This is a genomic window from Microbacterium trichothecenolyticum, from assembly GCF_030818955.1.
In the GTDB taxonomy this organism is placed as follows: domain Bacteria; phylum Actinomycetota; class Actinomycetes; order Actinomycetales; family Microbacteriaceae; genus Microbacterium; species Microbacterium trichothecenolyticum_B.
In genome coordinates, this window is record NZ_JAUTBF010000001.1 from 669023 (window position 1) to 682636 (window position 13614).

At 67.3% G+C, this 13614-nt stretch carries 10 protein-coding genes; 5 read left to right on the plus strand and 5 right to left on the minus strand.

What is annotated here, in order from left to right; all coding sequences use genetic code 11:
• Positions 1–5: 5 nt before the first annotated feature.
• Positions 6–2579, plus strand: coding sequence for a leucine--tRNA ligase (gene leuS / locus QE412_RS03200; RefSeq protein ID WP_307480057.1), 2574 nt, complete (start codon positions 6–8; stop codon positions 2577–2579).
• Between the two features lie 70 nt (positions 2580–2649).
• On the opposite strand, the gene QE412_RS03205 is transcribed toward leuS, so the two are convergent.
• The gene (locus QE412_RS03205) at positions 2650–3150 is read right to left on the minus strand and encodes a DUF2087 domain-containing protein (RefSeq protein WP_307480060.1); all 501 of its coding nucleotides are present in this window, start codon (positions 3148–3150) and stop codon (positions 2650–2652) included.
• Between the two features lie 98 nt (positions 3151–3248).
• Between QE412_RS03205 and QE412_RS03210 the strand changes: the two genes are divergently transcribed.
• The 3 genes from QE412_RS03210 (at position 3249) to QE412_RS03220 (ending at position 7496) form a co-directional block, all read left to right on the plus strand.
• Positions 3249–3863: a ComEA family DNA-binding protein gene (locus tag QE412_RS03210; protein WP_307480063.1), complete on the plus strand. Its 615-nt coding sequence runs from the start codon at positions 3249–3251 to the stop codon at positions 3861–3863.
• A 2-nt stretch (positions 3864–3865) separates the two neighbouring features.
• A complete protein-coding gene (locus QE412_RS03215) occupies positions 3866–6157 on the plus strand; it encodes a ComEC/Rec2 family competence protein (RefSeq protein ID WP_307480066.1) in 2292 nt (763 codons plus the stop codon).
• A 298-nt stretch (positions 6158–6455) separates the two neighbouring features.
• A complete protein-coding gene (locus QE412_RS03220) occupies positions 6456–7496 on the plus strand; it encodes a hypothetical protein (protein WP_307480069.1) in 1041 nt (346 codons plus the stop codon).
• A 3-nt stretch (positions 7497–7499) separates the two neighbouring features.
• Here the strand turns inward: QE412_RS03220 and QE412_RS03225 are convergent, their stop codons facing one another.
• On the minus strand, positions 7500–8618 hold the full coding sequence (locus QE412_RS03225; RefSeq protein ID WP_307480071.1) for a hypothetical protein: 1119 nt from the start codon (positions 8616–8618) through the stop codon (positions 7500–7502).
• A 344-nt stretch (positions 8619–8962) separates the two neighbouring features.
• Entirely contained in the window at positions 8963–11308 is a 2346-nt protein-coding gene (locus QE412_RS03230) for an AAA family ATPase (protein WP_307480073.1), read from the minus strand.
• Positions 11309–11622: 314 nt separating this feature from the next.
• On the opposite strand from QE412_RS03230, the gene QE412_RS03235 reads away from it, so the two are divergent.
• Complete coding sequence (locus tag QE412_RS03235) at positions 11623–11841, plus strand: hypothetical protein (protein ID WP_307480075.1); 219 nt, start codon at positions 11623–11625, stop codon at positions 11839–11841.
• An 80-nt stretch (positions 11842–11921) separates the two neighbouring features.
• Here QE412_RS03235 and QE412_RS03240 read toward each other — a convergent pair whose 3' ends face one another.
• Together QE412_RS03240 and QE412_RS03245 are read right to left on the minus strand one after the other, a co-directional pair.
• On the minus strand, positions 11922–12215 hold the full coding sequence (locus QE412_RS03240) for a hypothetical protein (RefSeq protein WP_307480079.1): 294 nt from the start codon (positions 12213–12215) through the stop codon (positions 11922–11924).
• A 191-nt stretch (positions 12216–12406) separates the two neighbouring features.
• Positions 12407–13584, minus strand: a protein-coding gene (locus QE412_RS03245; RefSeq protein WP_307480082.1) for an IS3 family transposase whose coding sequence is annotated in 2 segments (ribosomal slippage) — positions 12407–13288 and positions 13291–13584 — 1176 coding nt in all. Because the reading frame shifts where the segments join, the coding sequence is not laid out codon by codon here.
• Positions 13585–13614: the final 30 nt, after the last annotated feature.

Genomic DNA, 13614 nt, shown 5'->3' on the forward strand with positions numbered 1-13614 from the left:
CACCCGTGTCTGAGAACACCACACCTGTGCCCGGCGAGGGCGCTTTCGACGCTCACGCGATCCAGGCCAAGTGGCAGAGCGCGTGGGCGGACAAGGATCCGTTCCGCGCCGGCGGCGACGACGACAAGCGCCCGCGCAAGTACGTGCTCGCGATGTTCCCGTACCCCTCGGGCGACCTGCACATGGGCCACGCCGAGAACTACCTTTACAGCGACATCGTGGCGCGCTTCTGGCGCCACCGCGGCTACAACGTCCTGAACCCCATCGGGTGGGACTCGTTCGGCCTGCCGGCCGAGAACGCCGCCATCAAGCGCGGCGCCGACCCCGTCGAGTGGACCTACGCGAACATCGCGCAGCAGAAGGAGAGCCTGAAGGACTACGGCGTCTCGTTCGACTGGAGCCGGGTGCTGCACACCAGCGACCCCGAGTACTACCGCTGGAACCAGTGGCTGTTCCAGAAGCTGTACGAGAAGGGCCTGGCGTACCGCAAGGACGCGCTCGTCAACTGGGACCCGGTCGACCAGACCGTGCTCGCCAACGAGCAGGTGCTGCCCGACGGTACGTCCGAGCGCAGCGGCGCCGTCGTGGTCAAGAAGAAGCTGACGCAGTGGTTCCTGCGCATCACCGACTACGCCGACCGCCTGCTCGACGACCTCAACCAGCTCGAGGGCTTCTGGCCGAGCAAGGTCATCCAGATGCAGCGCAACTGGATCGGCCGCTCCGTCGGCGCCGACATCGAGTTCGAGATCGAGGGCCGCGACGATAAGATCACGGTGTTCTCGACGCGCCCCGACACGCTGCACGGTGCGACGTTCTTCGTCGTGGCGCCTGAGTCCGACCTCGCGGCCGAGCTCGCGGCATCCGCGGATCAGGGCGTGCGCGAGACGTTCGAGGCGTACCTCGCGCAGGTGCAGCGCGCGACCGACATCGAACGCCAGGCGACCGACCGTCCCAAGACGGGCGTGTTCCTCGGCCACTACGCGATCAACCCGATCAACGGCGAGAAGCTGCCGATCTGGGCCGCCGACTACGTGCTGGCCGACTACGGTCACGGCGCCGTCATGGCCGTGCCCGCCCACGACCAGCGCGACCTCGACTTCGCCCGCGCGTTCGACCTTCCCGTCAAGGTCGTCGTCGACACGCACGCGCCGGTGACCGGCGCCATCCCGGTGATCGAGCTCGACGAGAACGGCGTGCCGATCGATCCGCTGGGGGATGCCGAGGAGACCGACCCGGTGAAGACCGGCGTCGCCCTGACCGGTGACGGCCGCATGATCAACTCCGGCTCGCTCGACGGGCTGTCCAAGCGCCACGCCATCTCGCGCGTGATCGAGGAGCTCGAGGCCAAGGGCGTCGGCCGCGCCGCCAAGACCTACCGCCTGCGCGACTGGCTCATCTCGCGTCAGCGCTACTGGGGCACGCCGATTCCGATGCTGCACGGCGAGGACGGCTCGATCACGCCCGTTCCGGCCGATCAGCTGCCGGTCGTGCTGCCCTCGGTCGAGGGCCTCGACCTCAAGCCCAAGGGCACCTCGCCGCTGGGGGCTGCGACCGAGTGGGTGCAGGTGACCGACCCCGAGACGGGTCAGACGCTGCTGCGCGACCCCGACACGATGGACACCTTCGTCGACAGCTCCTGGTACTACCTGCGGTTCCTGTCGCCGAACAGCGAGACCGAGGCATTCTCGGGCCGCGAGGCGGCGAAGTGGGGTCCCGTCGACTTCTACATCGGCGGCGTCGAGCACGCGATCCTGCACCTGCTGTACGCGCGCTTCATCACCAAGGCGCTGTTCGACATGGGCCTCGTGGAGTTCACCGAGCCGTTCTCGAGCCTCATCAACCAGGGCATGGTCATCCTCGACGGCGCGAAGATGTCGAAGAGCAAGGGCAACCTCGTGCTCTTCCAGGAGGAGCTCGACGCCCACGGCGCCGACGCCCTCCGCGTCGCGCTGGCGTTCGCCGGTCCCGTGGAGGACGACAAGGACTGGAACGACGTCTCGACCACGGGTGCGGCGAAGTTCCTCGCCCGCGCCCTGCGCATCGCGCACGACGTCGACAGCGAGAAGGACGTCGTGTGGGCCGAGGGCGACCAGTCCCTTCGCCGCGTGACGCACCGCCTGCTGGCCGAGGCGCCGAACCTCATCGAGCAGACGAAATTCAACGTCGTCGTCGCCCGCCTCATGGAGCTGGTCAACGCCACCCGCAAGGCGATCGACGGCTCGGCCGGCACGAGCGACCCCGCCGTCCGCGAGGCGGCCGAGGTCATCGCGATGACCCTCGACCTGTTCGCCCCGCACACCGCGGAGGAGATGTGGCAGACCCTCGGCTACGACGGCTTCGTGGGCCTTGTGACCTGGCGTCAGGCCGACCCGACGCTGCTCGTGGAAGACAACGTGGTGGCCGTCGTGCAGATCGACGGCAAGGTGCGCGGCACCCTCGAGGTCTCGGCCAAGATCGGCGCCGACGAGCTCGAGAAGCTCGCGCGCGCCGACGAGAAGGTGCGCCGGGCGCTGGGCGACCGCGAGATCGTGCGGGCCGTCGTGCGTCCGCCGAAGGTGGTCAGCTTCTCGACGAAGTGAACGACCCTCGGATGCCACGTCCCTGACGTTCTGCGGAGCGGGTGGGGCGTGGCATCCGGCGTTCTCGGGGTCACCGCGCGGCGAGCGAGTATTGCGAGCCGGACGGCGTGCGCGTGATGAGACCCTCGTCGACGAGGGCGCGGCGTATGCGGGCGGTGTCGTCGGTCACCTCTGACAGCCGCTGGTTGATCTCCTTCTCGGCGATGGTCTCGCCCGCGTCGAGGACGCGCGATGCGAGATGGACGAGAAGCGCGTGACGGTCGTCGGCGCGCGACGGATATGAGACCAGGCGTCCGTCCTTGAGGAAGCGGTGCACCCCCTCGGCGCGTGCTGGACTACCCGCGGTGGCCATCGCGCGGGTGAACACGTCGGCGACGGCGTCGTAGCCCTGCGGTGTTCGCATCACCAGTCCCGCGCTGATCAACGTGTCGACGATCCGCTGCGCCTTTCGCGCGGGCACCGCGTCCAGGGTGTCTTCTACCGGTTGCCCCAGGACGATGCGCGCGTAGACCTCCCGGGCCCGATCGTCGGCAAGGGCCGCCAGGACGGCGCGCCAAGCGTTCTCGTTCATGAGGTGATTGTCCTCCCCAGGCTGCAGGTCCACCGTTTTCTCCCCCGATCGCGTCCGGTGTGCCGCGCGGCTCCACCGCACCTTCCTAGGGTGGCCGCGTGACCGACACCCTCGACGAACCGCCCCCGGCGCTTCCGGCCCGGCGCCGGTTCGGCGTCGGCGCGGTCATCGTGCTGGTGCTGCTCGCGTTCGCGGTGACGATCGGCATCGGGATGCTGCGGGGCGTCTCCGGCTCGCAGACCGTGTCCGTCGCATCGTCGCCGACGACCGCGGTGTCCGCCCCCGCGGAGGCGGGGCTGTACGTGCACGTCACCGGCGCCGTGCGCTCCCCGGGCCTGTATCGGCTCGCGGCGGGGGACCGGGTCGCGGATGCCATCGCCTGCGCAGGCGGCTTTACCGACGACGCCGAGCGGGCCGGCGTCAACCTCGCGCGCCCCGTCGCCGACGGCGAGCAGATCGTCGTGCCGGTGCACGGAGCGGTGACCGAGAGTGCGGCACCCGGCGGCGGGTCGGTCGCCGGTGGACTCATCGATCTCAACACGGCCACCCGCGAGCAGCTCGACACGCTCCCGCGCGTGGGACCGGCGATCGCCGACCGCATCATCGCCTGGCGAGAAGAGAACGGACGGTTCACCAGCGTCGATGATCTCGGCTCGGTGCCCGGCATCGGAGAGAAGATGCTCGACGGGCTCCGCGATCTGGTGCGGGTATGAGCATGCCGCGACGCCTTGCGCGTCCTGCCTCGGTCGCGGCGGTGACCTGGGCGTCCGCGGCGGCCGCGACGATGTGCCCCGACCTGGTCGTCCTGTGGGCGGTCCTGGCGGTTGCCTCCGGTGCGTGCGTCGTGGCCCTCAGCTGGGTGCGGCGTCCCGCGCTCGCCGTCGCCGCGGTCGCGCTCGCGTGTGCGGCCGCGGCAGGCGGGAGCGTCGCGGCCCTCGCGCCCGTCCGCGCGCAGATCGACGCGCTCCAGGTCGGCGGGGGTCGCCAGCTCGAGCTCACCGCCGTGGTGGTCGGTCACATCTCCGGCACGGCGAACGGCGGCGCCTGGTTCGACGCGACCGCCACGAGGGTGGCCGCCGGATCCGTGAGCCTGAGCGGCGAGATCCCGAGCCGGATCGGCGTTGACGGCGACGGTCGAGCCGCGCTCGCGGCATCCGGGCAGGGAAGCGAGGTCCGACTCGTCGGGCGCGCCATCCCGGCGCGGGCGGGGGAGAGGGCCGTGCTCGTGCTGCGGGCCACGGAGGTGCTGAGCGCTCCGGCACCCGGCGGGGTGTGGGGGTGGTTCGAAAGCCTCCGCGACGGCCTGGTGGCCTCGACGCGCGGACTCCCGCAGCCCGGGGCCGGTCTCGTGCCCGGGCTCGCCGTCGGCGACACCTCGAGCCTCGATGCCGCCACCGAGACCGCCATGAACGCCTCCTCGCTCTCGCACCTGACCGCCGTGTCGGGGGCGAACTGCGCCCTCGTCGTCGGCGCGGCGTTCGCGGCCCTCGCGCTCGCGGGTGCGCCCCGATGGCTGCGCGTCGCCGGTGCCTTGACGGTGCTGGTCGGCTTCGTGGGGCTCGTCACTCCTGAGCCGAGCGTCGTCCGGGCGGCGGCGATGGCGGCGATCGCTCTGCTGGCTGTCGTTTTGGGACGCCCGGCCGCGGGCGTGGCCGTGCTCTCGGCGGCGATCACCGTCCTGCTCATCGCCGATCCGTGGCTGTCGACGTCGCTCGGATTCGCCCTGTCCGCCGCCGCGACGGCCGCCCTCCTGATCCTGGCCCGCCCCCTCGCCCGGGGGATGGAGAGATGGATGCCGCGCGCCCTCGCGCTCCCCCTGGCGGTGCCGACGGCCGCCCAGCTCGTCTGCGGCCCGCTCATCGTCCTCATAGACCCGCACGTGCCGCTGCTCGGCATCGCCGCCAACCTCGTGGCCGACCCCGCCGCCGCGCCCGCGACCGTCGCGGGTGTTCTCGCTTGTGTCTCTCCGGTGCCGTGGCTGCGGGACGGCCTCACGGCACTCGCCTGGGTCCCGGCATCCTGGATCGCCGCGGTCGCCCACACGACGAGCACGATCGGCGCGCAGAACCTGCCGTGGCCCGACGGAGCCGTCGGCGCGGCATTGCTGGCCGTGGTCAGCACCGCGATCGTGGTGGCGATCGTTCGTCCGCGGCGCATCCCGTGCGTGACCGCGCTGGCGAGCATCGTCGTCACCGTCGTCGTGGGCCTCGTAGCCGGGCAGGTGGCGATCCGGACGGTCGCGGGTCCGCTCACCGTCCCGACCACGTGGGACGTCGCCATGTGCGACGTCGGACAGGGGGATGCCACGCTCTGGCGCTCGGGCGATGCTGTCGCGCTCGTCGACGCCGGGCCCGAGCCCGATTTGCTTGCGCAATGCCTGCAGACGTTCGGCGTCGCCCGCCTCGACCTCGTCGTGCTGACGCACTTCGACCTCGACCACGTCGGCGGCTCGCGCGCGGTCCTCGGACGCGCGGCGCTCGTCGTGCACGGCCCGGTGGATGCGCCCGACGACCAGCGCCTCCTCGACGACTTCGCGGCGGCGGGTGCCCGGTTGCAGCAGGCCTCGACCGGGATGACGGGGACCGTGGGCGACACCCGCTGGCAGGCGCTCGGTCCCGCACCGCGCGACGCACCCGGAAACGACGCGAGCGTCGCTCTCGATGTGGTTGGGCCCGACTTCCCCCGCACGGTACTGCTCGGCGACCTCGGCGCCGACGCGCAGGCCGCCCTCATGCGACGCGTCGACGTGCCGCGCGTCGACGTCGTGAAGGTGTCGCATCACGGCAGCGCCGACCAGGATCCGGACCTGTATCGCCGCCTGCACCCGGCCGTGGGGCTCATCGGCGTCGGGGCTCAGAACCGCTACGGCCACCCGACCGCCTCGCTGCTGTCGACGCTGTCCGCCCTCGGCGTCGTCGTGGGCCGCACCGACACCGACGGCGATCTCGCGGTCAGCATGGACGACGAGGCGCGGCTGACCCTCTGGCGGGCGAAGCCGCCCGGGTGATGGGGCGGCTTGCCTGGCACACCGAAGGTGCCCCGGGAAGTGCCATGCACCTCCCGCATCCGCTCGTTCAGCCATTGCCGGCGCAGTTCCGACTGGGTCAGTGGTATGCGTTTGACACGGTGCGGAAAGGCGCCGGCGGGCGACCTGGGCCGATCACATAACCGGAACCGACCCGACATATCTACATGAACTGAGTCTGTACCTATGCGGCAGAGGATGGCCGACCGCGAAGTGGCAATCCCGTGGCTACACGGTCGAACGGGTGTTTCAAGTGGGCTCGGCGGTCTAGATTCGGCGCATGCTGCACCAGTACGCTCACCACAGGGACGAGCACGTCGATGCCGTCCGCACACGAACGGATGCGTATCTCGAAGAGCATCCTGCCCTTGCCGAGCGGATGTCGAGCACCTGGTGGGTGCATCACTTCCTGCTCGATCTCGCCCCAATCACGCCGGAGAACTTCGGTTCGGGTCATTTGCTGGCGCTGATTGAGTCAGAGTACGAGCTGGCCTCGTCGGGCAGCGCAGCGAGGTTCGGCTTGTATAAGCAAGCGATGGTCGCGTTGCGCAGCGTGTTGGAGCTCGGTCTGCTCTACATCTACTGGGACACAGACGACGATGCGCACCGGGCGATTCAGAACTGGCTCCGTGGAAGCGAACAGACGCCCCACGAGCGGGAGGTCCGGAAAGGACTCGCGCGAATCCCAGGCGTCGCCCGCTACCTCGAGCATGACCCAAGATTCCTCGACGACCTTCAACACCTGAGCTTCGAGCTGGGGGCGTTCGTGCACACACGGGGGAGAGCAGGCTCTATCCGCGGGTTGAACCCAACGACGAACTTCCCGTCGTTTTCAGCGACCGCGTTCGAGCGCTGGGTCGAGATGGCGGAACGGGTCGTGCGCGGGGTGACCGCTCTTCATCTGATGAAGTATCCGATCGGCCTGCAGGTCACGCCGCTGAGCGAGAAATTCGGGCTGAACCCACCTGCAGGCGGGTTCGTCGAGCCAGCGGTACGGGACCGATTCCGTGACTATCTGGATCCGGATATGCGGGACCGTCTGCAGTTGCAGAGCGACGACGATCCCGCCGCCGTCGCAATGAGGGAACAGATCGACGCCATGCCTGATCTGACGGAGGACGATTGGCGTGATCATCTGCGGGCTCAGGACCAGTTCCTGATTGAGGGGATGGGGTACGAGGCGTGGCGGGCGAGCCGCTCGATCATCCGTGACCACCTCGACGACGCCGAACTGGCCGCGCGAGAGGCCTACGAGGAGGAACTGCGGCAGTGGGCAGTCCAGGAGGGATGTGTGGACGGGCCTCCTCAGAGGCCGATATGAACCTCAGCCGTCGTCGACTCCGGCCTCATGAGCCCAACTCGCGAGATCGAGCGCAAGGGTTCGCCCGTCGCTCCGGCCGGATCGTTCAAGTGCCGGCTGGAACCGCGCCATCGCTGCATCATCATCGAGCCCGTCAATCCACCGCGCGAACCTCTCACGGGACGGCTCACCGTACGCGTCTACAAGCAGCTCGAGCATGCCCTGACGCAGCTGTTGGGCAGCGACGCGGTTCTGCATGCGCTTCGCCGCCGGCACGAGCCCGGCCGTCTTCCACGCCGCATCGAGGGATTCGTGGGTGCGGGTGATGTCGAGATGGGGCGGAATGTGAGGGAGGTCCCAACGTCCCATCGTCAGTATGGGGAGCGCGATCTTTCGCACCCAATCAACGATCTCGCCGACCTCCTTCATCAGTGTGATCCACTCGCCCGTGTGCGGGCGCTGCACGACGACGTCCGGCCAGATGGAGTAAAGCTCTCGGGCGCCCCTGGGTACTGACGCAAGCACATCGCCCACGCTCACAACGTCTCTGTGCTCGACCGGTTTCCGAAACAGGTCGGAGTCCTTGTCCACCCGGCCAACTCGGGTGAGAGCCACGGCGGGCTCCCGATGTTTGGCGTGGTTCGTGTGCGCGACCAGCCGCTGCAGCGGGTGTGCCTGGGGGTCCGTGCGATGAAACGGCTGCAGCCTATGCACGCGATCGCGCAGTTCCTCACCAACCTGTAGGAGCCCGAGGGAGCCGCGGTGTTTTGCGCGCGCCCACGCATCGAACGTTTCCGGCGTTTCGACTGCCGGCACCTCCAGCGCCCGTGCTTCCTGCGTCGTCAGCGGACGCCCCAACCGATGGACGACTTCGGCGTACAGTGCGTGTTCGAGGCAGTTCCGGGCAGCGTTGAGCGCATCGGCGAAGAAACGGTTCGACGCTGGCGGGGGCGGGGTGACACCGACAAGGACCGCCAGTTCTTCCGTCTTCGTGAAACGGCGCTCAATCTGGAGCGGCTCGGTCTGGAGGTACTTCTCGAGGGCGAGACCGAGTGCGTCGACGATCCCGTCGATGTGTGCGACGCCATAGAGAACCTGGCTCTGGTGAGCAGGGAGCCAGCTCAGTGCACTGCGCGACGTCATGTATCGGATCGTATTCGCGCCAGACAGCGCCCGGGCGAAACGTACGCCGGGGCACGTTCTCGATTGAGCCGCGCTCGCCCAGCATGATCCCGAGTCAGGCATGATCGGCTTCATGCCCGACTCGCAGGACGGAATGCACGAGGAAGCAGCCCGTCCTCCTGCGCAACATTGCGACTCCACTCGGACGACTTGGACGCAACGTTGACATCGAGTTCCAACGACGCTGTCAACGTCGGCAGCTACTCATCGACGAAGCGATCGACTGTCACTTGGACGGTCGAGTCAGGGGGCCTCGATCTAACTCTTTCACCCGGTATCCGGGTGACCACGCTTCCAAAAGTCGATTAAGACGGGAGTGCGAACAACTCCGACTCTTCTATACCGAGCGCTTCGCACATCGCGGACAGATGCTTCGGATCGTTGGCACGAATGAGCAAGAAGAGCGACCGCAGCACGACCGTCGCCTCGCTTGGGTCGATCATCGCTGACACGTTTCCCTCTTCGTTGTGCGAGTAGGCGTGCAGGTAGCGTTCGACGTGCGTTCGGATCGCCGGGTCGTTGACCTCTTCGATCGCGGCTTTCATACCCTGATGGAACCTGCCGATGTGCTGCGGGAATCGGAAACTCAAGAACGCCTCCAGCATTTTCCGGGCTGCGTTTGGGGCGAGGGCGAGGAGGTCCATCCGCTCCGCCAAGCTGAGATCGGGCTTCGCTTCGATGACCGACGTCGCCACGCGTGCGAAGAGGAAGTGGTAGAGCGATCGAAGTTTGCTGGACTGTCGGGTATCGGAAGTCCAGGGGTCAAGCTCGGGAGTGCGGCGAGGAGCGCTGGCGCCCACGCGGCGGTGTTTCATACGAATCTCGTGGATGGAGTATCCGCCGAGGACGTGTCGACCTGCGCCTTCAAGCTGAACGACCCACTGCCGGAACAGCTCGAAATTGTGGGTCAGTAGAAAGACCTGGCTGGCGTAGCTGTTCTCCACCAGGGACGACCAGAGAAAGGACGACAGCCCGAAGAGGATTCCCTCGTCCATGCTAGACACCGGGTCGTCGATGACCACGATGGGTGCCTCGCCCGCCAGAACGCCTTCGCGGATGCTCGCGAGGAAGTGCAGGAGCGCGATGGCGGTGCGCTCTCCCTCGCTCAGATGAGTAGCGGGCATGCCGGACCGTTCTATCCGGTATTGCTTACCGTCGTCGCTCGGGGCGAAGGCAAGCTCCGATCGTCCGAGTAGACGCGCGACACTTCCGGTCAACTCGGTTGCTTGGGGGACCGGGTCGGCATCAAGGCTGCTAAGCGTGATGATTCGCTGGCTGAGCTCGCGAAGCTCATCCTCCAGGGACGTTGCTTTCTCATCGAGTTCGTGAGCTGACTCCGCGAGGAGGTCATACTCCTCGGCGAAGGCCTTCACTCTCGCCAACTCGACCCTGCGAGCGGCCGCGGAGGCTTCTTTTTCGTGCGCGAGACGGCGTGTCTCGTGCGTGGCGATCACCTCGGCGACAGCACGAAGTGTCGGCGTCGCTGCTGTCGTGAGCTCATGTTCAGGAATAGCGAAAGGGTTCGATCGCTTCTCGCTGAGAAGACGCTCAAGCTCGGAGAGAACACGCTGGTAGCGGTCGACCTGGTCTTGAACCTCGCTGCGCGCCGTTCGCAGCGCCCCTGCCAGGTCGGGGTAGAGGTCTCCATCACCAGGCACGCTGTCGGCGAGTCTGGATGCGCTCTGCGAAGAGTTCCTCAGGATCACGACTTGGTCGTCGATACGGGCTTGCAGGTCGGTTACCGACCTGTCGAAGTGAGCTGCGAGGGCAGCTCGACGCTCAGAAGAGATCTCGCTGCCGCAGAACAGGCACGCAGTCTCGTGCTCGTGGAGCTGCAGGCCGCGCTGAACCCATTCGGCTCCGGCGGTATTTTCGGCGAGCTGCTCGAGGGGTTTCGACGTGACATCGGCTCTCAGAAGCGCCTCGGAGTCTCGGATGATCTCGTCGAAGCCCCGCAGTTCCCCTCGGAACAACCCTGTGTACGGGCGGGGTGCGCTTGATGTGGCTAGACCTCTGTCGGCAGCGATGTCGACCGATGCTGAATCGAACAGCGTCCGGTCGCCGACTAGCAGTTTGCGTACGTTTCTGCGGGTGTAGGTGTTCGTGCCGCGGTAGGTCGCGACGGGGGAGTATCGCAGGTCCTCGTAGACGTGTCCCGCGACTCTCGTCATGCGTCGTTCGACCTCTGCGTCGGCGGCCTTCGCGGCAGAACGTGCGGCCGCGGCCGCGAGCTCGATCTCGGCTTTGCGGTTCTGCGCTTCAGCCAGCTCGAGCTCAGCGTCGACGTTCGCCTTGCCCAGGGTGAGAAGGCTGTCGGAGCGAGGGCCCTGATTGTCATCGAAACGCAGGTTCTCACGCACATACTCCGCGTTGAAAACCTGCACGCGGCTCCAGAACCCCTCGGTGGCGTGGGTCACAATGCTCTCGACGCCGTCGATGGACGCTGCGAGTTCGATCCTCGCTTGCGCGGCAGCGGGATCTGACGCTGCGCAGGACCTCAGAAGACTAGCCAGAGTGCTCTTCCCGCTGCCGTTGGTGCCATAGAGCAGATTGACTCTGGCGAAGTCAATTGCCCGCCGGTCGTCGGTCCATCGCTGGAAGACGCGATAGTCGTGAACTTTACGAATGCGGGTGATCGTTGCCGTGGTCACAGTTCTCCAGTGCAGCAGGGTTGAGCGTTGCGACGAGGCTAGCGTCCACCGCTGGCGACGTCGCGGCTGAGAGCCTCGCGGCACGGGAAGGGATCGCCGCCGCGGGCGACTCAGGATCGTCAAGGCGTCGCCGCCGCCTCTCATCGCGGAAGCGTTCGCGAAGCTGCCGAGGCTCGGCTGCGAGGACGCGCGAACACCCCGCTGGCAAAGAGCCCGGTGGTCCTACTTCACTCAGGATGACCCTCACGCGGACCACCACAATTCACCCTGTGGATATGTTCGAGCAGGCCACCTGCTCCGATAGACAGATCTGCATGACCGATTTCACCGCCGCCGCCCCCGTTGAGTTCCCGAGCATCGTCCTTGCACACGGCGAGCCCACCGCGGTAACCCTGGCGCTCGAGGTCGTGCAAGAACGCTCCGAATATTCGGCTACCGTGTCGCCCGCCGAAGTAGGGGATGGGCCTTCGTTCACACTGGACGTCGCATCTATGCGCCGCCTGGTCGCCGCGCGGCAGAGTATCGATCGCTGACCACGGCAGGATCTGCGCCTTCCGTGGGCCGCAGGACGGCCAGCTGCGCGTCACCGAACAGGCGACGAGCCCACGACCGCTCAGTTGGCGTTCAAGCCGTGTGGGCGCCGCGAATGTAGAGCCTGCTTCCAAAAGCTCTCGCGAGCGAGGATCGCCTCGGCTTTCGTCTTCGGATCGAAGATCTCAAGTATCGAGTACTGGAAGTTCCCGACGATATGCGCGTCGCCCAGCTCACGGCGGATGCCCTCCAGCTCACGGTTCCCGCCCGTCAAGTTGCTGAGCTGTGCATAGCCCGCCCACCGCTGCCGGAGACCGTTCGCTTCACCTGAGGCCGAGCCGACGCAGAGTCGGCCGTCGCTGAGGTCGGTGATCACGTATACGCCCTTCACGCTCGAGAGGCGCGTCCTTCCAGGACGGCTCGTCGTTCGCGACGATCCTCTGCAGCTCGTGATGCCGAAGCCGGACGTTCTGGTAGCCCGGGAACGTGCCGAGCTTGGTGTCTGGCGCGAGCTCGTAGACCTCGCGGGCAAGCGGGTCTGCTGTACGGATAGGTGACAGGGGTTAGTCAGGCCGCGAGGGCCAGGGTCTTGGTCATCATTGTCTCGAACTCGACCGGGGTCAAACGGCCGAGACGGTCTTGCCGACGGCGTCGGTGGTAGGTTCGCTCGATCCAGGTGACGATCGCGATGCGCAGCTGTTCGCGGGTGGTCCAGGAGCGTCGGTTGAGGACGTTCTTCTGCAGGAGCGAGAAGAACGACTCCATGGCGGCGTTGTCGCCCGCAGCTCCCACTCTGCCCATCGATCCGACCATGCGGTGACGGGCCAGGGCGCGGATTGCCTTCCGGGAGCGAAATTGACTGCCCCTGTCGGAATGTACGACGCAACCGGCGACGTTCCCGCGCAGAGCGGCGGCGTTGTCGATCGCGTTGACGACGAGACGGGACTTCATCCGGGAGTCGATCGAGTAGCCGACGATCTTGCCCGAGAAGACGTCCTTGATCGCGCAGAGGTAGAGCTTGCCCTCGCCGGTGTGATGCTCGGTGATGTCGGTCAGCCAGAGCCGGTTCGGCGCGTCCGCAATGAACTCGCGTTGGACGAGGTCGTCGTGAACAGGAGGGCCGGCCTTGCGGCCTTTCCCGCGGGCGCGTTTCTTGCCAAACGCCGACCACCAGCCGTTCTCCGACGTAATACGCCATGCGGTCCGGTCGGACATCGCCTCCCCGGCGTCGCGGGCCTCATCGGCGAGGAGGCGGTGTCCGAACTCGGGGTCGTCGCGGTGCGCGTCGAACAGCGCGTTCGCGCGAAATGCCTCCACCAGCTCCGCGTTGGTGATGGGGTTGGCGAGCCAGCGGTAGTAGGGCTGGCGGGCGAGCTTGAGGACCCGGCACGTCACCGTGACGGGGATCCCGTCACCGGCGAGCTCTTTCACGAGCGGGTAGAGCCTTTTCCCGGCAGATGCGCCTGCGACAGATACGCCGTCGCCCGTCGCAGCACCTCGACCTCCTGCTCCAGCAGCCGGTTGCGCGCCCGCAGTTCGCGGACCTCGGCGTCTCGGTTAGTTGGCGACGGAGCACCGGTATCGGCAGCGGTCTTCTCGGCGCGGGAGCGGGCGAGCCACTTCGTGAGGGTCATCGGGTGGACCCCGAAGTCGGCGGCGATTCGCTCGATCGTCACACCGGGCTCACGGTTCTCGGCGACACGCACCACGTCGTCGCGGAACTCCTTCGGATAAGGCTTGGGCACGATGGCATCCTTCCAGGCCCGTCCTGCGGG